An 18,028-nucleotide genomic window follows, 5' to 3' on the forward strand; every position below is an offset into this window, starting at 1 on the left:
CAAGTTATTTTTCGCATTCTGTGTTTTCGTTAGAAAGCCTGTACTTAGCAATCGCTTTTAGAATCCTTTCCATAGTTTCCTCATCCGGAGCTTCAATTGTATGAAGATGAATTCCGTTTGAAATCTCAGAGAGTGGTTTTGTACCACTTGATGCTAAAAGGGAAACAAATTTTTCCACTTCATCCAAAGTAGATACATCAATCCTCCCAGTAATTTCGCCGTATACAGGATGTTCAACGATAACATCCAGAACCTTTCCACCATTTTCAACGATCCTTTTAAGTTCGTCGTAAATATCCTGCGAAGAGTGTTTTACTGCAACAACTCTACGCACTTTATTTCCCGCATCGTATATGTAACCATCTCTTGTGGAAACTATTCTATGGCCTTCTTCTCGTAGCTGTGCAATATCCGAAACTATGATTTGTCTGCTGACGTCAAAAAGCTCAGCTAAGTATTTCCCTTTCACTGGTGTCTTGCTCCTCTTAAGCAATTCCAAAATTTGATACTTTCTTTCCATGTCCATCACCTCAGTTCAATTATACACCTTTTCACAGAAAAAGTTAACAAATGAAAAGAAGAAAGGGCGGGGTTTGTCCCGCCCTTCGCTACTATTGAAAACGGCAATGTTTTTTATTTTCTTTCGACCCTTGGCTTATCATCGTAAGATGTTATCTTTCCGCCAAGAACCTTCTGAATGTACTCAACCACAACATCGGCCATTACAAAGAACGTATCGTACCCTTTCTGACCTTTGAGCATCGTGTAACCGTCTCCACCAGCGGCCATGTAGTTGTTGGTCACGACTTTGTAGACTTTTTCTGGATCTATCGGCTTACCTTTTATGAGCACTTCTGTGAGTTTTCCACCTTCAGCTTTCCATGTTGCACCAGCAACTTGCAAAAATGCTCCTTGTCCATTCGGTACAGTTGCGGCGTATTCGAACACTTTCAACAACTCAGAACCTTTCATTTCTAAGACATAGAGAGTATTTCCAAATGGTAGCACAGTCAAAACGTCCCTGATCTTTATTTCACCAGGCTTGATTGATGCTCTGATTCCACCACCGTTTGTCAAGGCAACATCCGCACCTGTTTTCCAAAGCATTGAGTCTGTAATAAGGTTGGCGAGATTAGTTGTCTTTGATCTCACATCTGCTCTTTCACCGTTAAGTAAGATTTCCGTGTAGCCTATAACTGTGTCAAGTTTCGCTCCGCCAAGTTTCTTGAAGTAGTCAAGAGGATTTTTGACATACGGGGCTTCGGGCGTTACTACCTGGTAAATGTTCTTCCCAGATTCATCTTTTCCAACGACCTTTGACTGTACAACAGGAATCGCCTGCCATTCAATTTTTACTACCTTACCATCCTCAAAGTGTATATCAGCCTTTCCAAGCACTTTTGCCCATTCAAAAGCCTGGACTATAGGAACACCGTTTACGACCATCGGCTGCTTGAGATCTGTATGGCTGTGTCCGTCGATTATGAGGTCTATACCAGGAACCTCTTTAGCGAGTTGGTCTGCTGTGGTGTAGAGTTCGGAGTATCCCTGACCAACACCAAGGTGCGTTAGTGCAATAACAATATCCGCTTGTTTTCTAACTTCAGGTATCAACGTTTTTGCAACCTCGATCACGTTCTTGAATTCCAGATCCTCAGAATTTGGACCTTCAAGAATCCTTGTGTGCTCCGTTGTAAATCCCACTATCGCTACTCTTATTCCACCTACGTTCTTTATTATGTAAGGTGTGAAGTATGGCTTACCGTCTTTGTATATGTTTGCGCTTAAGAACGGGAATTTGGCCCAGCTCATCTGTCTGAGAAGTACGTCTCTTGGTTTATCAAATTCGTGATTACCAATGGCCATCGCATCAAGTTTCATTCTGTTCAGCACGAATATATCAGGTAGTGCGTTTAGTAAGTCTGATTCAGGTACTCCTGTGTTAATGTCACCTGCATGAAGGAAGAGGACGTACGGATTGACTTTCCTTTCAGCATCAATCATGGTTGCTACCGTTGAGAACCCACCTATGATATTCCCTGCACTATCGGTGAAAGGCCAAGCATGACCATGTGTATCGTTGATATGAAAGACCGTAATCTTAACCGCGAGTGCAAGTAGACTGACCAAGAGTAACAATACAACAAGATATCTCTTCATAACTTTCTCCCTCCTTCTTTAAAATGTGGTTCAAGTATTGCGGGTAGATAATTATAGCATTTTGATAGAAAATATCCAAACATCACAGGAACTACTAAAAAAGTTTTTCGATTAGACTCATAGCGATTTCTAAAACAAACAGAAGTATAATCATCCATTCTAACAAATTCGCTTTACTTTCACCATGAATTTCAAGGAGCACGCTGGCAACTTCAAAGGCGTGGTCAAGCTTTGTTGTGACGTTCTTGTACCTTCTCGATAATTCGTAATATCTTGAAAGTTTTTGATAAAGTTGGTCGTAAAGTTCGCTCTCCCATGTGATATCTGGTTTATCAAGAATCATGACGTCCGAAAGTATTTCATGTCTTGTTTTCAGTATTTTCATCGCAAGTCCTAAAGCCTTCTTCCCCTTAGCAAACTTGCCCTTTTCGGACAAAAATTTCTCAATCTCATCTATCAGCAGTTCTGTTTTTTGTTCGATCCTGTGTAATGAGACACTTTGCGCTAAAACAAAGGCGGTAGTTGAGATGACCCCATCATCTATTCGTGGTACGTACACCTTGTCTTCTGAAACTTCAATTCCCTTTTCTTTGTTTAGTATGACCTCCAAGAGCTCTGCCGATGTATGTTTAACCATTCCTATAACGTAATCGTCAAGCTCTGAAACAAGGGTGTTGAACTGTGTACTTGGAACATTTAAACCCACGACCGCACCGAAAGAATAAACAAACACCGTACCTTGAGCATACTTAAACTTGAAAGGCTCTTCCCATCTTATATACTCTACATGTGATGACTTTTCTCGCATTAATCTTTTAATATCTATATCGTCTCCTAAATCAAGTGCTATAAATTTGTACTGCAAAATTCCAACCTCCTACTTCTTTACCTATTCTGTCTTTTTTGCGCTTTGGATTTCACATTGTCACTACTTCACTTGCTTGCGTACTTCCATTATATTCTCGATCTGTTCAATTATAGTTAAATTTCCATAAGAATATACGATCTTTCCTCCCGTCAAGACGAAAGGTTCAGAACTTCTAAAGTAGTAATACCTTGGCAAGTGATAACCTATTGGTAAAACCACGGTGAGTCTGCCTTGTTGTTTTTTGATAAGTGGTCTTTCTTTGAAGAAGATATAGATCGTATCCCCACTTTCTGATGCCCACTGATTTCTCAAGAAGGGATAGTATTGTTTCATTGTCAGGAGAAAAGACCTTAGACTTTCGTACATATCCGCCCATGTTTTCTTTTCTGGATTACGATCGTTTGAGAAAAGATCATCCGGATGGAGAAAATACTGGTATGTACCTAACATCATTAAAGAAAGAACAGAGTTTGCGATTAGTTTCTCCTTTGGATAATATCCATACGTCGTTCTTGGTACGACGACAACCTTATCAAAGAGTATTTCAAATTCCGATAGTGTTCCACTACCTCTGTACGTAGTTCCCACAATTTTCAAACTAGGGAATGTCTTCAGCAACCTTTCCACACCAAAAGCGTCTATTATATTGTCCGGCGCGACGTATGCATAAGGTACATATGTCTCTCCTAAGGTGTTCTTAAGGAAAATCTTGAATATGGAAAGTGCAAGATCAAGCTGCTCAGCTTTCCAGCGTTCTGATGTTAATGGGATGTGATTGTAACCGTGTATACCTATTTCGAAGTTACTGTTAATTAACTCTTTCAAAGCCAAAAGTTGTTGTGGTGTATTTGCGTACTCTTGAAAGCTAAAAGGCCAGGTAATCGCAGCGTTGTAATTCGCTACAAAAAATGTTGTGTACTTTATCCCGAGTTCTGCAGCCAGCTGTTTCATTGATGGCCACCATATGTTGTAATAAAAATCGTTATCTGTAATATCTCCAAACTCTCTTGTTAGGATATCCAGCTTCCTATTGTACGCTGGTAAGGGGAAATCGTCGAGATGCATAGACCAGCTGTTCACTATGGGTTGTATGGAAAAAGGCACCTGGGAAAGAACGCTTTGGATTAAAAGCCCTCTAAGCTCTTTTCTCACAAGGTCGATCGGGTAGTATATGATTTGACCCAAACCAGACACTATTTTCCAAACCAATCCGTCACCTTGCGATGAAGTTACAAGCAAAGTGGCACCACTTGGAGGAATTTGAAAAGATACGTTCCTAGCAAAGGATATGTAAAAATCTGGAGGCGTCGGGAAGAGTTCTTTGTCCAATGTTAAAGAGTCAATCTGCTTTTGCGTGTTGCCCTTACCTATAACAGCAACGGTTCCACCATCCATTATGTATTTGAGCAACTTTGCATCAGTAATCGGAAATTCCCAGTTGTAAAGTATCACTAGGTCGTAACTAGAAAGGACCGGAACGATGGAACTTTTCCAGTCGTAATCAAGTAATGTATAATCCAGAGCTTTTTGCAACTCGTAGTTCTCCTTGCCAACCACCAAAACTCTAAAAGAACCATCACTACCGTAAATTAATGTTGCAAGTAGATGTGGAAGGTCAATCGTGAGTTTTCCATCATCGTCGAAGAGATAGCTATAACTTATTATTGCACCGAGATTGCTAAGAATGGCCATATCATATGTATTACCATCTTCTGCAAGAACTTGTATCAAACTCTTAGAATAAGGGCTTATCAGTTTGTACCTCTCAACATCTCTGAGCTTTTCAAATTTCAGACTACTTACTGCTGAGTAATTGTTATCAACGATTACCTTAAGTGGCGTAACTTTTTTCCAACTAAATGTGTAAGAAATTCCGAGTAAATTGTAAAGAGAATTTATCTCAGCAAGCCCGGGGTGATTAGTCCCAGATGCATCAATACTCGCTCCTAAGTTGTTGACGATAAGAATCTTGCCACCATTAACGACAAAATAGGTCAATTTTTCCAAGTACCTTTTTGCGTTTACCATTTGAGGACTGTAATAACAAGTGACTATCAAATTATAAGGAGTGAGGTCCATAGACGGAAAATCTATCGATTCGACATCTAGTACGTCGTACGTTTCGATGAGTTCTTTCAAAACCGGTGCGAAATATTTCATGAGGATGTTGTAGCCGTAACCCTGCTCTGACCCTTTGTACAGCAACAAAGCTTTTGCTTCAACAAAAGAAGATGTTCCTAACATCAGTAGCAAGAAGATTAACAAGGTTAAAGTGCTGAAGATCCTACGATGCTCACAGCACGCTTTACACATTTCCTAACACCTCTTCGTAAAGACTTCTATAAGAATCTATCATTTTTTCCAAAGTGTATTTTTCACTTACCACTTTTCTGCCATTTTGTGCAAAAGTTTCACGTAACGATTTATCCTTTGCCAAAATGATCAGCTTTTCTGCCATTGCTACGTAATCTTTTGGTTCAACTACGAATCCCGACTGACCATCAGGGTCAAGCGCAATTTCTGGACAATTACCAACGTTTGTTACAACAACAGGTAGTCCTGCAGCCATAGCTTCGAGTTGGACAAGTGGTTGTCCTTCCGATATGCTGCTCATCAAGAGTACGTCCATCATTCCGTAGTATTTAAGCACATTTGCTCTCCCGGTAAAAATAACCTTTTCACCCAAATCTAACAATTCAACCAATTCTAAGCACCTGTGGTAATATTCCTCATCTTCGTCCGTGGGACCTATAATGTACAACCGCGAATTCGGAATTTCCTTGACTAATGCATCAAAAGCCTTTATTCCAGTTAAAATATCTTTTATCGGAACCACTCTTCCAACCATAGCCACATTGAAGGTATCGTGTTCTACCTTACTTATGCTTGAAAACTTTTTCACGTCTATACCGTTTGGTATAACTCGCATTTTTTTGAAATCGGCACCCAATTCAAACTGAAATATCTGGTTTTTCTCGAACAACGTTGTCAGCGCGTCACACTCTGCATAGGCAGTTTCACTGATGAGTTTAAAAATTTCTATCCAAGGCTTTTTGTACACATCTGGTACACTCGTTGATTTTATAATCTCTATCTCCCTTTCTCTATGGTAAATACCATGTTCTGTGACTATTAATTTTCCACCATGGTAATATTTTCCACTGAGGGCACTCAAAACAGCATAACCTGTCGTTGTAGAGTGGTAGATGTCAGCCTTTGGAGGTAGTGCTTGGATAGCACCGAGAATAGGGATTACGAAGCCGATAATGGTCCAGTAAAACCCTGGGAAGCCTTCTTCGTGGAAATAACGAATGTAGATCTCCTGCAAAAAATTCCAAAAACTTTTGCTCAACAACATATAATCAACGTGTTTACCCGCTGCAGTTCTCAATATACTGGCGAAGAACTTAGCTCTTTCTTCTTTCAGTCCAATAAGTTGCCTTACGTACTTTACCAAATCTCTTTCGTTAAAAGCGATGTCTTTTTTCGAGAAGTCGCTTGAAAAAAGGAGATATTCGTATATGTGCTTCAAATTTTTCGGCATCTTATAACCAAAAGGACGCGTCCACTTCCATGGAGCTAAGTGGACGACGTCGAATTGAATATCTGGCATATTTTCAATTAACATCTGTATCCAGGATGAGACCCCTCCGGTTATATACGGATAAGTTCCCTCGACTATAATGCATACATGCATGAATTTTTGGATGCCTTCTTTCAGATAGGAAATTTTACGAAATCTCTACGATTTCAACCTCAAAAACCAGATTTTTCCCAGCTAACGGATGATTGGCATCGAGAATAGCTACTTCATCACCGAGCTCTTCGACACGAACAACAAAAAAATTGCCATCGGGCTGATGGACTTCGAGCAAATCGCCAATACTAACATCTTCTGGTAAAACACTTCTTTGGACAGAAAATTTCAAATCATCTCTTGCAGGTCCGTAGGCTTTTTCATAAGGTATGGTGAATTTCTTCTTGTCTCCGACTTCTAACCCCATGATTTCTTCTTCGAAACCTGCTATAACCTGTCCTGCACCTACGACAAATTCCAGCGGCTGCCTTCCATAGGAAGTGTCAAAGACCTGACCATCCTCTAACATACCTGTGTAGTGAATCTTCACCTTATCACCGCTCTTAATACCCATAAACACTCACATCCTTTAAAAAGTTTAAAAAACCTATTTCAATTATATCATACTAAACGGAAAAAGAAAATTCCAATATCGAAAATGCACAATAATACTTGCTCGCTTCATGAAATTTCTTTTTCGCATTCTTCGTTTTTATTTTCCTTTCCACTTTCTTGAATTAGGAATTATTCTGGACGATGGCATGTGGAGGTGCACACTGGCTTTCCTATTTCTTCTTTTCCTTAAAGCAGATGAGGTAAGATAATTTCTGTTCACGCTTGAGTTTGTTCTGCGTCCATTTTTTTCATGATTTACTGTCTTATGATTAGTAACCACCGCTTCCTTTGTAGAAAGTTTGTACGTGACGTAGAACGCAAGTAACGTTATTAATGTATTCACAAAGTAGAACGAGCCCGAAACAAAGAAAAGTTGAGCATAGTTCGTTGTTCCTCCCTTCGAAAGACTCGCGAATAGCTGTGCAGATGAAGCCCTCATTACATTATTCAAAAAGTAGCTGAGTCCTGAATAAGTTGCCAGACTTGTTCTTGGAAGGTAAGACAAACAAAACACCATGTACATTGGTGTTGAAATGTTTATCAATACATACCTTAGTACGTAGGCTAAGCTAAAAACAAAAGGATTGAGCACAAAGATCGGCATCATAAATATTAGGATGGTAACGCCAAGGTACACAAGGAACAGAGTGAATTTGTAACCGTACTTAGCCGTCAGCTTATGCGAAAAGAGAGACGTTGCTGCTGTTGATAGCTGAGAAATAGCAAGAACGTTTGTAATTGCCACAGTTGAAAAGCCGAATAAGTCTAAGAAAATCACATTGCCGAAGTTAATAAATACTCCAGCCGCAAGACTCACTAACGCTCCAGATGCCAAGTAATAGATAAGCATCGTTTTCTGAGTAAGTGTAAGTGTTTCTTTCTTCGGCCTTCTCTTACTAAGCTTTACATTCGGAAACGCGAAGACAGGAATGGTAGATAGCAACGCTATAACCATTGATAAAACAAGCGTTAGGAAGATACCTATCGACTTTGCAAATAAGCCGGCACCAAAGTAACCAATGACCCCTGTTAAGAGTACGATTGCAAAGTTAATATTCGAATTTCTAAGCCTCTTCTTTTCATCAGAATTTTCTATGACCGAAATCGTCGGCATGATTATCGAAGTATCGAAAAATCCAAAAAAGAACGAAACAACATAAAGCCAACCAATCACGGTTACATTAGATAGCCTCAGCAAACCAAAAAGCGAATAGATAGGCATTGTAAGAAGGATGGTCTTCTTTCGACCAATTCTGTCTGAAAGACTTGCAAATAGGAATCCACCTATTGCAAGACCCCAGGAATAGTAAAACGTGGCGTTACCAATGATTTGATTACTAATTTGATTGTCTTTAAGGTATAAGTTGAAAAGCGCCGTGTAAAACGCCCTTGACAACCCTATGAGGAACGTGTAGATGTTAACAAGCCAAATCAAACACTTCCCCCCTAAATTTTCCAAGAGTCTGATAATATAATGCGTTTTGTAATACAGGTTAATCGAATGAAAACGTATTTATTAACTTCTTAAGAAAAGACCTAGTTAGTATATATTAGATAAATAGGCCACAGTCAAATTATACCACCAGTTTTTCATTACCATATATTTCTTTTATGTAACAAAATATACGTACGTTAAGTAAACATATCTAACGAAAGACACCGAAAATTCACACAAAAGTTCCCATCGTGTTACTTTAGTATTGTCCAGTTAATTGATTTTTTTGGCGTAACACTGTAGTATATTTTCTGTACGAATTCGGTGGGGTGATGTCATGTTTGAAGGTCTAAGAGATAAGTTATCGAATGCTTTTAAGGTGCTTTCAGGAAAAGGAAAGATAACAGAAAAGAACATAGAAGAAGCGATACAGATTGTGAAGACATCGCTTTTGGCTGCTGATGTTAATTACAAGGTTGTCAAAGAGTTCGTTGAAAATGTTAAAAAACGTGCACTTGGTGAAGAGGTCCTGAAATCTCTGACACCGGACCAAATGTTCATCAAAATTGTCAGGGATGAACTTATAAAACTACTTGGTGAAAGAGAACCTTTTAAGCTCATACATCATCCCTCATACGTTATGATGGTAGGTTTGCAAGGAACTGGAAAAACAACTAGTGCCGCGAAAATCGCTAATTACCTGAAAAAGCAAGGTAAACATCCTATTTTGGTTGCTGCAGATACTTACAGACCTGCCGCTATTGACCAGCTTGAAACTTTGGGAAAGAAGATCGGTGTTCCTGTTATCACAGGTGACAGAAAGAATGCGATAAAAATTGTCGAAGAAGCTATGAAGAATGTCAAAGACAGTGGATACGATGTAGTAATTCTAGACACCGCCGGGCGATTGCACATAGATGATGAAATGATGGAAGAACTTGAAAAGATAAAGGAAATGGTAAACCCCGATGAAGTACTTTTGACAGTCGATGCCATGGCCGGTCAGGATGCGGTGAATTCAGCTAAAGTGTTCAACGACAGGCTTAGTATCACTGGCTTTGTCATTACAAAGCTCGATGGTGACTCCCGTGGCGGTGTAATACTAACCATTAGATACATCACCGGTAAGCCTGTGAAATTCGTTGGTGTCGGTGAGAAAATAGACGATTTCGATGAATTTTACCCAGACAGAATTGCAAATCGTATTCTCGGCCTCGGTGATGTACTATCGCTTATTGAAAAAGTTGAACGCGAACTCGATCAAGAAAAAATGCAAAAAATGGGCGAAAAGTTCATGAGGGCTGAGTTTACCCTAGAAGATTTTAGAGAGCAGATAAAAGAGATAAAGAAACTGGGAATCGAGAAAATTCTAGAAGCTCTCCCTGGTACTCCTGACGTTGACCTAAATACGAGTGAAAAAGAACTGAAGAAAATCGAAGCGATAATAAATTCAATGACCCCTGAGGAAAGGAACAACCCAGCTATATTGAACGCGAGTAGGAAAAAGAGGATAGCAATGGGTAGCGGGACAACAGTGCAAGATATAAATAAATTGCTTAAGTCCTACGAAGAAATGAAAAAGTTAATGAAGATGATGAAAAAAGGAAAGTTGCCGTTTGGTTTGAAAGGTATGAAGTTTTAGAGCGTAAAAACTGCAATTTAGTAATCTCATCACAAAGAACGTTTAGGAGGTGTTGTTGGTGGTTAGGATTAGACTTACACGCATGGGAAAGAAGAAACAACCATTCTACAGGATCGTTGTCGTTGACCAGAAGAAGAAGAGAGACGGTGCCTACATCGAAAGTCTCGGTTATTACAACCCACTTAAAGAACCTTACGAAGTAAAGGTTGACATCGACAGAGCTGTTGAATGGATGCTCAAAGGTGCTCAACCAAGCGAAACGGTTTCAAAGTTGCTTGGTAAATTAGGACTCTACGAAAAGCTTGAAGCTGCCAAAGCCAAGAAGGAGGCATAAGTGTGAAGGATTTTCTTGAGTACGTCCTCAAAGCTATAGCCAAACATCCCGATGATGTGGTAGTTGTTGAGTACACCGAGGACGGAAAAAAGGTTTTCGATATCTCGGTACATCCTGAGGATGTAGGTCAGATAATCGGCAAGGACGGTAGAACAATTAAATCCATTAAAATTTTGCTCTCTGCAATGGCCGATGATTCTGACTTCATCCTGAAGGTGATAAGATGATGAAAAAGGTTGAAGAATTACTAAAGGACAAGGTAGCCCTTGGTGTGTTGAGTAACACGCATGGCTTGAAGGGCGACTTGAAATTACACCTTTTTACAAACATGCCAGAACTGGTTTCAAAACTTACAGAAGTTATTGCTTACAATGAATCACAGAAAAAGTTTGCTGTTATACGCATTGAGACAAGCAGAAAAGCACACGATTATTACATTATCCACGTAGCTGGTGTTAATACGATATCCGAAGCAGAAAAGCTTAAGGGTTTTGTTTTGTACGTTGATAAATCTTTCTTCCCGAAATCTAAAGACGGTGAATACTACTTTTTCGAGCTCTTTGAATGTGAAGTTTTAGATGAGAATGGCAACTCAGTTGGAATTGTTGAAGATATCATAGAAACTGGAAACAACGATGTTTTAGTTGTGAGAAAAGACAAACAGGAAGTTCTCATACCAGTTATAGAAAGGTACGTCACTAAGATAGACAAAGAATCCAAAAAAATCCACGTAAAGATGCCGGAGTGGTTGGAGTGAGAATAGGTATCGTCACCATATTCCCAGATTTTGTTAAGGTTATAAAAGAATACGGAGTAATTGCTCAAGCAGTAGAGAACGGTCTTTTACAAATTGATGTATTCAACTTACGGGACTTCACAACGGACAAGCACAAGGTCGTAGACGATTATCCATATGGTGGCGGTCCTGGAATGGTTATGAAACCGGAGCCGTTCTTTCGTTTTTTCGAGTTCTACACAAGCAACTATGGAAAGCCGTACGTTGTCCTCACTTCACCACAGGGAAGAAGGTTCGACAACAAAGTTGCAATGGAATTAGCTACCAGAGAACAACTTGTGATCATCTGCGGTAGGTACGAGGGAATCGATGAACGTGTTATGAAATTTGTAGATGATGAGATTTCAATTGGTGACTATGTCCTAACAGGCGGAGAACTTCCCGCGATGATTATAGTAGATGCTGTATCCAGATTTGTGCCTGGTGTTGTGGAAGAAGAATCCGTTAAAAATGACTCTTTCTACAACGATTTATTAGATTATCCACACTTCACAAGGCCAAGGGAAATCAATGGATTGACCGTTCCTGAGGTGCTTGTAAGCGGGAACCACGAAGAAGTAGAACTTTGGAGAAGGAAGGAATCTCTGAAAAAGACGATGCTAAAGAGACCTGACTTATTCCTAAAGCACCAGTTCGATGAGTTGGATAAAAAGGCTCTAATAAGCCTTTTCAAGGAGCTGATGAAAGATGCTCGATAAGATATACACAGCACTGATCCACTATCCTGTCCTTGGAAGAGATGGGAGAATCATAACGACAGCGGTGACAAACCTTGACATTCATGACATAGCACGCAGTTCACGAACGTACAACGTCAAGAAATACTACGTCGTTACACACCTACCAGCACAGCAAGACATCGTTAAAAAAGTGCTCGGTTACTGGACTGATGGCTTTGGGAAGACTTACAATCCAAACCGTTCAGACGCCCTATCTATTGTTGAACTTAAATCGTACATTGAAGATGTTATCGAAGATATCGAAAAAATGGAGGGCCAAAAACCCATACTAATGTTTACATCGGCAAAGGTTAGGCCAAACACAATAACGTACGAAGAAGGCAGAAAACTGGTTCTAAACGAGCAACGCCCCATCTTGTTGCTTTTTGGAACCGGTTGGGGAATGCCGAAAGAGCTCGAAGAGATGTGTGATTATTCTCTTGAACCAATTAGAGGAAAGAGTGATTTTAACCACTTATCTGTCAGAGCAGCTGTTGCAATAATCCTTGATAGATTAATTGGGGAAGCTGTTCTGGAAAAAACGGAAAAATAAGAATTTGAAAAGGAGGTTATACATATGAGCATGGACAACCTTGTGAGAATCATCGAAAAAGGTCAACTCAAAGAAGTTCCGGAATTTAGACCTGGGGACACGGTAAGAGTTCACGTTAAAGTTAGAGAAGGAGACAAAGAAAGGATTCAGGCTTACGAAGGTATCGTTATAGCAATCAGAGGTTCCGGCATTAGCAAAACATTTACAGTCAGAAGAATTGCAGCAGGCGGTGTTGGGGTTGAAAGGATATTCCCACTTTACGCTCCAACCATCGAAAAGATAGAGGTACTCAGAAAAGGTAGAGTAAGAAGGGCGAAACTCTACTACCTCAGAAATGTCAAGGGCAAGGTGAAAATTAAGGAGAGAAAATAAAATGCCCTCACAAAAAACATCCGAAAGTCAAAAGATAGAGAAGGGTAAGAACGTAGCAAAAGAGATAATTATAACGCTAATATACGCTATCGTCGCTGCAACGATTATTAGAGTCTTTGTATTTGAAACGATGCTCGTTCCAACACCATCAATGGTCCCCACAATAAACGTGGGGGACCGTCTTTTTGTAGAAAAGATAACTTATTTCTCACGTGAACCTGAAATCGGCGAAATCGTCGTCTTTTACACCCCGTTTCCCGACGAACGTGCCCAGCAGATGTTACGTGCGTTCGACAAGTTTATGGATTTATTCACTCCCAAGCAATTCAAAGGTTCTGTGAAATACGTCAAGAGGTTGGTCGCCAAAGAAGGTGATGTAATAACCCTAAAAGAGGTTGATGGCAACTGGAAATTGTTCGTCAACGGTAAAATACCCGAACATTTGAAGAGTGTTAACTACACAAAAGACGGTATCTTTAAATATCCAAAACTATGGGAATATTTGGCGCAAGCAAGTAAAGTAAAAAGCAATAAAGAAGAATACAAAGCTTATCTTTTTAAACTCGCATCTCAGGAAGGAACGGAACTTGCCAACATCGTTTTCAGTATCCTTGGAGGTTTAGATCCTGTTCCTTACGGTATTGACTACACAGTGTTTGTCGAGCGCTATCTCAAACCTAACGGGATAGAACTCTCAGAATACGTTTGGGAAGAGAATGGGCAGGTCTATGTGAAAATTCCAAAAGGATTCTACTTTTTTATGGGCGACAATTCTTCCCAGAGTTTAGACAGCAGATACTTTGGGTTTGTCCCAAAAGTTTGTGTCGTTGGTAGGCCTATTCTAAGAGTGTGGCCATTCAGTGCTTTCGGACCTGTACAACCACTCATAGAGCCGGCGAGATAGTTGAACAATAAAAAGCGGGATGAAATTGAAATCATCCCGCTTTTTTATCTTTTTTATCCTTTCTACTTCTTCGCCTCTTCAATAACCGAGTTCAACGCTTTGAAGAAATCCACACCCGATTTTCCGAGTTCTTCAATCTGTCTGTTAATCTCTTCGTTTTGTTTCAGCGCCTCTATAGCCCCAGCTGGGTCGAAAACAAGCAGTACGTACGTATAGACAAGGGAACCGACTCTTTCTTCCCATATCGCGTACACATAGGCACCAGAAACTTGTGCTCCTGAAAACATTTGAGTAACGCGCTTATAAGCATCTAAAGCTATGCTTTTGATTTGCTGACTTTTTGGCTCAGAAACGCTTTGTAACTGTCCTTCTACAAGTGTTGCAAAAGTTTGGATCTTAGCATTGAAATATTCAGCAAGTTCCTTAAATGCATTCATTTTTGCTTTTTCTCTCGCTGTAACGGTGTCAATTCCACCGCTTATACTTTCACCTCTGAAAGTAATAAGTTTACCGGCCTTGTAAAGCTCAGCGACTCTTTTTTCCATACTGTTATTCACGAAGACTATTGTGGCTTCTTTTGGTATGCTCTGAATTTTCACTCCATCGGCAGTTATCCATTGATATTGATCCTGCTGGAGGAAGGTAAAAAGTAAAATCCCCCCAGCCAGTACGGAAAGTATAACTAAAGTCCACAGAAGCCAGTTATTTTCAAATAACACACGATTGCACCTCCCCAGTAAAAAAGTGATGCTGTTAACTAAAAGTATTGAAAATTTCCAAAAACCGTATTATCTTCTTATTAGTGGAACACCCCCCACCATCAATTCTCACAAAAAGGAGGTACTCCACTATGCAAAATTCTGTAGTCTCTTGCCCCAAATGCGGCTCTACCAACATCTACAAAAACGGTCATGATAAGTACGGTAACCAACAATACTTTTGCAAAGACTGTAAGCGCACTTTCAGACTTGTTCATTCAAAAAAACACAAGCTCTTCTCTTTCCCTTATCCTAAATGCCCTGTCTGTGGAAAAACTATGCAAATCCACAAAATCAAAAAAGCCTTCGTTAAGTTCCGTTGCCGTTCTTGCCATACCAGAGACGAAATCCCAACTAACTTACCTCAATTTGTCCCTCTTCCTTTCGACTCTTTCAAGTTCTTCCGTTTCCCTATCTTTATTGTCCTTAAAGCCTTCGTCCTTTATTTCAAAGCTGTGTCCTTGCGTTCCATCAGAGACTCACTTAATATCAAAGTCTCTCATGTCGCTATCTACAAGTGGATCCTTAAGTTGTCTTGTTTCTTTTCCATCCTCGTTCCTGTAGATGCTTTCAAAGTCCATGGTGATGAAACTGTCGTTTTGTTTAAATCCAAAAAGTACTACGTTTGGTTCTTAGTTGAGCACGATTCGAATCTTATTGTTGCTTGGCATGTATCCAAATATCGCGATATGGGTCAAGTGAAGATATTGTTAGAGAAGTTCTTTGGTAACAACGAAAGAGAAATCGAACTAATCACTGATGGACTTGGTGCGTATGGTGCAGTGAAGATACTATACAAGAATATCAACCATATAGTTGTGAGACTTGGGCAGAACAATCAATGTGAATCGAAGTTTTCGTTATTCCAAGACTTTGTACGAGCCAAGCGTGGATTTAAGAATATTGACAATCTTCCAATGTACGTGAACAGCTTTTGTGTAGTGAGAAATCTCTTGAAACTGAACAACAATGATATTGCGCGTGTTATCTGTGTTCTATTGTCTTCCATCACTACAAGTTAACAGCATCTAAAAAAGTTACTTGGTAACTTGATAATTATAATCTGATATCTTCTTGAACTTCAGTGCGTCTATTGTTTTAAAGAAGTTCTCAATCTCATTCATCCCTACGTTTTCAATTTCCACTACCATTTTTGTATCAGACTTTTCCACGACTTTAACTTCACCGAATTTTGCTTTGAGGTAGTCAAGTAACATGGAACCATAGACGGATCGTTCAAAGATAAAAGTATACTTGTAAGTTATAAACGGTTGTACGTTCTCAAATCTGAGCAAGCTTACTATACTACTTACGTACTCTTTGAATTTCTGTCCCGATATCGTTTTTGACAGCGCTGCCTGCTCGGTAGCTCCAGCATTCACTTCTTCAAATCTTGGAGCAGCCACTATATTGCCAGTAATGGTATCGATGATCTGTGTCGTGATCAGTGTTCGAACAGAGTAAGTTTTGTACTCCGATAGGTACGTTGTCGCGTTGTTCACAATAACGTACAGTAAGTACCTCGCGGCGCTTAACGCAGCCATCTTACCGAGTACGCTTGGTGGCAGGTTGCTTTTTGCTTGAGCTTCGAGTATCTTTCTTGAGAAGTCCTTGGAGACAAGTTTTATGCCAGAAGATATGAGTCCATCAATTATCGCAGGTTCAACGTATCCCAGCGTATCACCTTCGGTTAGAACAAGCGCAAAACCAACGGGAGCATTTCTTAGTGCTTCTTTAAGGCAATTCTCAAAATCGTCCTTTTTGATGCTTGAACTTACTAGGACATAGTAGAGGCCTGCATATTCTCCAGTTGCGGATATTTCGTAATCAATCGCTCCGAGAACTTTATTAAGAATGTAATCATCAACTGGAACGTCGAGTAGTTCTCTGTCACTACCGGCTAACAACTCCGATGCGGCTTTTTTAATAGTTTTTATTAAAGCGTCTTTTATAGCATTCTCGCGCATCAACTTTTGGTCAGATATTATCTTGGCCGTCCCTCCTGCCAAGAGTCGCAGTTCGTTCTCGGTTTTGTAGACAGTTTTCAGTATGTCGGGATTGACCCTGATGCTTCCAGGAGACCACGTGACATTTTGTAGACCCGCAAGTGAGACTGTTACCTTAGAATTTGGTGATTTAATTATTACCGATAGTAGAGCGCGTCCGTCATCAAGTGTTATTAAATCCTGCGTTTCCACCTGGTCTCCGTAAACCCACAACGATTTCACATTCGATTCTGTAGAAATTTCAAGTTTTACTTGCTCTCCAATCAGTACATCTTGAGGTCCTTTTAGGGTTATTTTCACATCCGTTAAGAACGGTTTCAACTTATTGGTATCAATAGAATTTGGTGGTAAATCATTGGTCATGGAAAGTAACTCATTTATCAAATAGGCAACTTCCAAAGCAGTTTTGGAATCATTAATCTGTGTAGAGTTAATACTTAAGATTAAATTCTGGACTTTTTCGTATCTTTTTTTAATCTCTTTTACAACCTGCACTAATTCTTCAGTTGTCTTTGGAGGAAGGAGATTTGTTGAAAGATTAGGTTCGTACTTATCTGCTATAGCTTTTGCTGAAAAAATCATCTTGGAATCAAGGAGTGATTTGCCAAGTTTTATAGCAAGAAATGCTTCCAGTTGTTGCTTTGCTTTGTCCGCTTCTATGTAAACTTGAACTTTCGCGTAATACTGATTTCCGACCTTCTTTTTGTCGGTAGTTTTGTACATAACTCCTAACAGTTCCATTTCCGATTTCGTTTGGATAGTCTTTTCATATTGAGTTTCTAGTCTTTCCTTCACTCTGCCGTCGGCTATCACCGTTGTGAGCTTTTCTTTAAGTACCGCTGTGGATTTTATCTCCACGTACAACTGTTCAATAAGCTTCTGCAGCCCGTTCTTTCTAGCTAATTCTTCAGCTTCCACTTCTGTTTTTCCGTAGCCTTCCCCAAATACTTCCAAGTACGCACTTTCAACCTGTCCAATCGGTTGTGTTGGAAAAGAGCCGGTCGATTGTTTCGGCGGTTCTGAAGGTTGGGGTGGTTGAGGCGGTTGTGATGGTTGAGGTTGCTGAGATTGCTGAGATTGCTGAGGTGTAATTGGATTTGTAGCTGTTGATATAGTCTTGTTTATATCCTCCATGGTTTTAAGAGCGGAATTTTCAGGTTGACCCGTTTCTGGTTTAGGCACGAGTATGAAAAAACCCGCAACTAAGATTCCTATCAGCAAAGCGGAAATTATTATCAAAGTTGTCGATTCCACTGGGATGCCTCCTTTTATAAAAGCTTAATAAAACA

18 protein-coding genes are annotated in these 18,028 nt (G+C 39.9%); 9 read left to right on the top strand and 9 right to left on the bottom strand.

The features are described 5' to 3' along the window. Window positions 1-4: 4 nt before the first annotated feature. From NA23_RS04545 to NA23_RS04575, 7 genes are all read right to left on the bottom strand, one after another. The gene (locus NA23_RS04545) at window positions 5-520 is read right to left on the bottom strand and encodes a transcription repressor NadR (protein ID WP_145974447.1); all 516 of its coding nucleotides are present in this window, start codon (window positions 518-520) and stop codon (window positions 5-7) included. A gap of 113 nt (window positions 521-633) precedes the next feature. Beyond that, the gene (locus tag NA23_RS04550) at window positions 634-2,160 is read right to left on the bottom strand and encodes a bifunctional UDP-sugar hydrolase/5'-nucleotidase (RefSeq protein WP_033190942.1); all 1,527 of its coding nucleotides are present in this window, start codon (window positions 2,158-2,160) and stop codon (window positions 634-636) included. Between the two features lie 94 nt (window positions 2,161-2,254). Continuing rightward, on the bottom strand, window positions 2,255-3,025 hold the full coding sequence (locus NA23_RS04555; RefSeq protein ID WP_033190941.1) for an RMD1 family protein: 771 nt from the start codon (window positions 3,023-3,025) through the stop codon (window positions 2,255-2,257). Between the two features lie 63 nt (window positions 3,026-3,088). Further along, window positions 3,089-5,272: a DUF2194 domain-containing protein gene (locus NA23_RS04560; protein ID WP_249477146.1), complete on the bottom strand. Its 2,184-nt coding sequence runs from the start codon at window positions 5,270-5,272 to the stop codon at window positions 3,089-3,091. A 61-nt stretch (window positions 5,273-5,333) separates the two neighbouring features. Next, window positions 5,334-6,725 (bottom strand): GT4 family glycosyltransferase PelF, encoded by a 1,392-nt coding sequence (gene pelF, locus NA23_RS04565; RefSeq protein WP_033190939.1) that lies wholly within the window; start codon window positions 6,723-6,725, stop codon window positions 5,334-5,336. Window positions 6,726-6,759: 34 nt separating this feature from the next. Next, on the bottom strand, window positions 6,760-7,179 hold the full coding sequence (locus NA23_RS04570) for an FKBP-type peptidyl-prolyl cis-trans isomerase (protein ID WP_033190938.1): 420 nt from the start codon (window positions 7,177-7,179) through the stop codon (window positions 6,760-6,762). A 138-nt stretch (window positions 7,180-7,317) separates the two neighbouring features. After that, window positions 7,318-8,655 (bottom strand): MFS transporter, encoded by a 1,338-nt coding sequence (locus NA23_RS04575; RefSeq protein WP_052107021.1) that lies wholly within the window; start codon window positions 8,653-8,655, stop codon window positions 7,318-7,320. Between the two features lie 337 nt (window positions 8,656-8,992). Between NA23_RS04575 and ffh the strand changes: the two genes are divergently transcribed. Genes ffh through lepB form a run of 8 tightly spaced genes read left to right on the top strand, consistent with a single transcriptional unit; the run spans window position 8,993 to window position 13,975 of the window. Continuing rightward, entirely contained in the window at window positions 8,993-10,297 is a 1,305-nt protein-coding gene (gene ffh / locus NA23_RS04580) for a signal recognition particle protein (protein ID WP_033190937.1), read from the top strand. A gap of 58 nt (window positions 10,298-10,355) precedes the next feature. Then, on the top strand, window positions 10,356-10,631 hold the full coding sequence (gene rpsP / locus NA23_RS04585) for a 30S ribosomal protein S16 (protein ID WP_033190936.1): 276 nt from the start codon (window positions 10,356-10,358) through the stop codon (window positions 10,629-10,631). Window positions 10,632-10,633: 2 nt separating this feature from the next. Further along, on the top strand, window positions 10,634-10,858 hold the full coding sequence (locus NA23_RS04590) for a KH domain-containing protein (protein WP_033190935.1): 225 nt from the start codon (window positions 10,634-10,636) through the stop codon (window positions 10,856-10,858). Beyond that, entirely contained in the window at window positions 10,855-11,388 is a 534-nt protein-coding gene (gene rimM / locus NA23_RS04595; protein WP_033190934.1) for a ribosome maturation factor RimM, read from the top strand. Before NA23_RS04590 ends, rimM begins: the two co-directional genes overlap by 4 nt. Continuing rightward, entirely contained in the window at window positions 11,385-12,125 is a 741-nt protein-coding gene (gene trmD, locus NA23_RS04600; RefSeq protein ID WP_033190933.1) for a tRNA (guanosine(37)-N1)-methyltransferase TrmD, read from the top strand. Before rimM ends, trmD begins: the two co-directional genes overlap by 4 nt. Beyond that, entirely contained in the window at window positions 12,115-12,699 is a 585-nt protein-coding gene (locus tag NA23_RS04605; protein ID WP_033190932.1) for an RNA methyltransferase, read from the top strand. Before trmD ends, NA23_RS04605 begins: the two co-directional genes overlap by 11 nt. A 24-nt stretch (window positions 12,700-12,723) precedes the next feature. Beyond that, on the top strand, window positions 12,724-13,071 hold the full coding sequence (gene rplS, locus NA23_RS04610; RefSeq protein ID WP_033190931.1) for a 50S ribosomal protein L19: 348 nt from the start codon (window positions 12,724-12,726) through the stop codon (window positions 13,069-13,071). A 1-nt stretch (window position 13,072) separates the two neighbouring features. Further along, the gene (gene lepB, locus NA23_RS04615) at window positions 13,073-13,975 is read left to right on the top strand and encodes a signal peptidase I (RefSeq protein WP_052107020.1); all 903 of its coding nucleotides are present in this window, start codon (window positions 13,073-13,075) and stop codon (window positions 13,973-13,975) included. Window positions 13,976-14,037: 62 nt separating this feature from the next. Here the strand turns inward: lepB and NA23_RS04620 are convergent, their stop codons facing one another. Continuing rightward, window positions 14,038-14,694 carry a hypothetical protein gene (locus NA23_RS04620; protein ID WP_033190930.1) on the bottom strand — a complete coding sequence of 219 codons (657 nt, stop codon included), beginning with the start codon at window positions 14,692-14,694 and terminating at the stop codon, window positions 14,038-14,040. Window positions 14,695-14,825: 131 nt separating this feature from the next. On the opposite strand from NA23_RS04620, the gene NA23_RS04625 reads away from it, so the two are divergent. Next, window positions 14,826-15,755 carry a DDE-type integrase/transposase/recombinase gene (locus NA23_RS04625; RefSeq protein WP_033190929.1) on the top strand — a complete coding sequence of 310 codons (930 nt, stop codon included), beginning with the start codon at window positions 14,826-14,828 and terminating at the stop codon, window positions 15,753-15,755. 15 nt (window positions 15,756-15,770) lie between these two features. Here the strand turns inward: NA23_RS04625 and NA23_RS04630 are convergent, their stop codons facing one another. Then, a complete protein-coding gene (locus NA23_RS04630; RefSeq protein ID WP_033190928.1) occupies window positions 15,771-17,993 on the bottom strand; it encodes a hypothetical protein in 2,223 nt (740 codons plus the stop codon). Window positions 17,994-18,028 lie beyond the last annotated feature (35 nt).

The sequence above is a fragment of the Fervidobacterium islandicum genome (assembly GCF_000767275.3).
Classification (GTDB): Bacteria; Thermotogota; Thermotogae; order Thermotogales; family Fervidobacteriaceae; genus Fervidobacterium; species Fervidobacterium islandicum.

Coding starts and splice junctions, on each gene's coding strand:
- NA23_RS04545 (WP_145974447.1), bottom strand. CDS start 520: ATGGAAAGAAAGTATCAAATTTTGGAATTGCTTAAGAGGAGCAAGACA.
- NA23_RS04550 (WP_033190942.1), bottom strand. CDS start 2,160: ATGAAGAGATATCTTGTTGTATTGTTACTCTTGGTCAGTCTACTTGCA.
- NA23_RS04560 (WP_249477146.1), bottom strand. CDS start 5,272: ATGTTAGGAACATCTTCTTTTGTTGAAGCAAAAGCTTTGTTGCTGTAC.
- pelF (WP_033190939.1), bottom strand. CDS start 6,725: ATGCATGTATGCATTATAGTCGAGGGAACTTATCCGTATATAACCGGA.
- NA23_RS04570 (WP_033190938.1), bottom strand. CDS start 7,179: ATGGGTATTAAGAGCGGTGATAAGGTGAAGATTCACTACACAGGTATG.
- ffh (WP_033190937.1), top strand. CDS start 8,993: ATGTTTGAAGGTCTAAGAGATAAGTTATCGAATGCTTTTAAGGTGCTT.
- rimM (WP_033190934.1), top strand. CDS start 10,855: ATGATGAAAAAGGTTGAAGAATTACTAAAGGACAAGGTAGCCCTTGGT.
- NA23_RS04605 (WP_033190932.1), top strand. CDS start 12,115: ATGCTCGATAAGATATACACAGCACTGATCCACTATCCTGTCCTTGGA.
- rplS (WP_033190931.1), top strand. CDS start 12,724: ATGAGCATGGACAACCTTGTGAGAATCATCGAAAAAGGTCAACTCAAA.
- lepB (WP_052107020.1), top strand. CDS start 13,073: ATGCCCTCACAAAAAACATCCGAAAGTCAAAAGATAGAGAAGGGTAAG.
- NA23_RS04625 (WP_033190929.1), top strand. CDS start 14,826: ATGCAAAATTCTGTAGTCTCTTGCCCCAAATGCGGCTCTACCAACATC.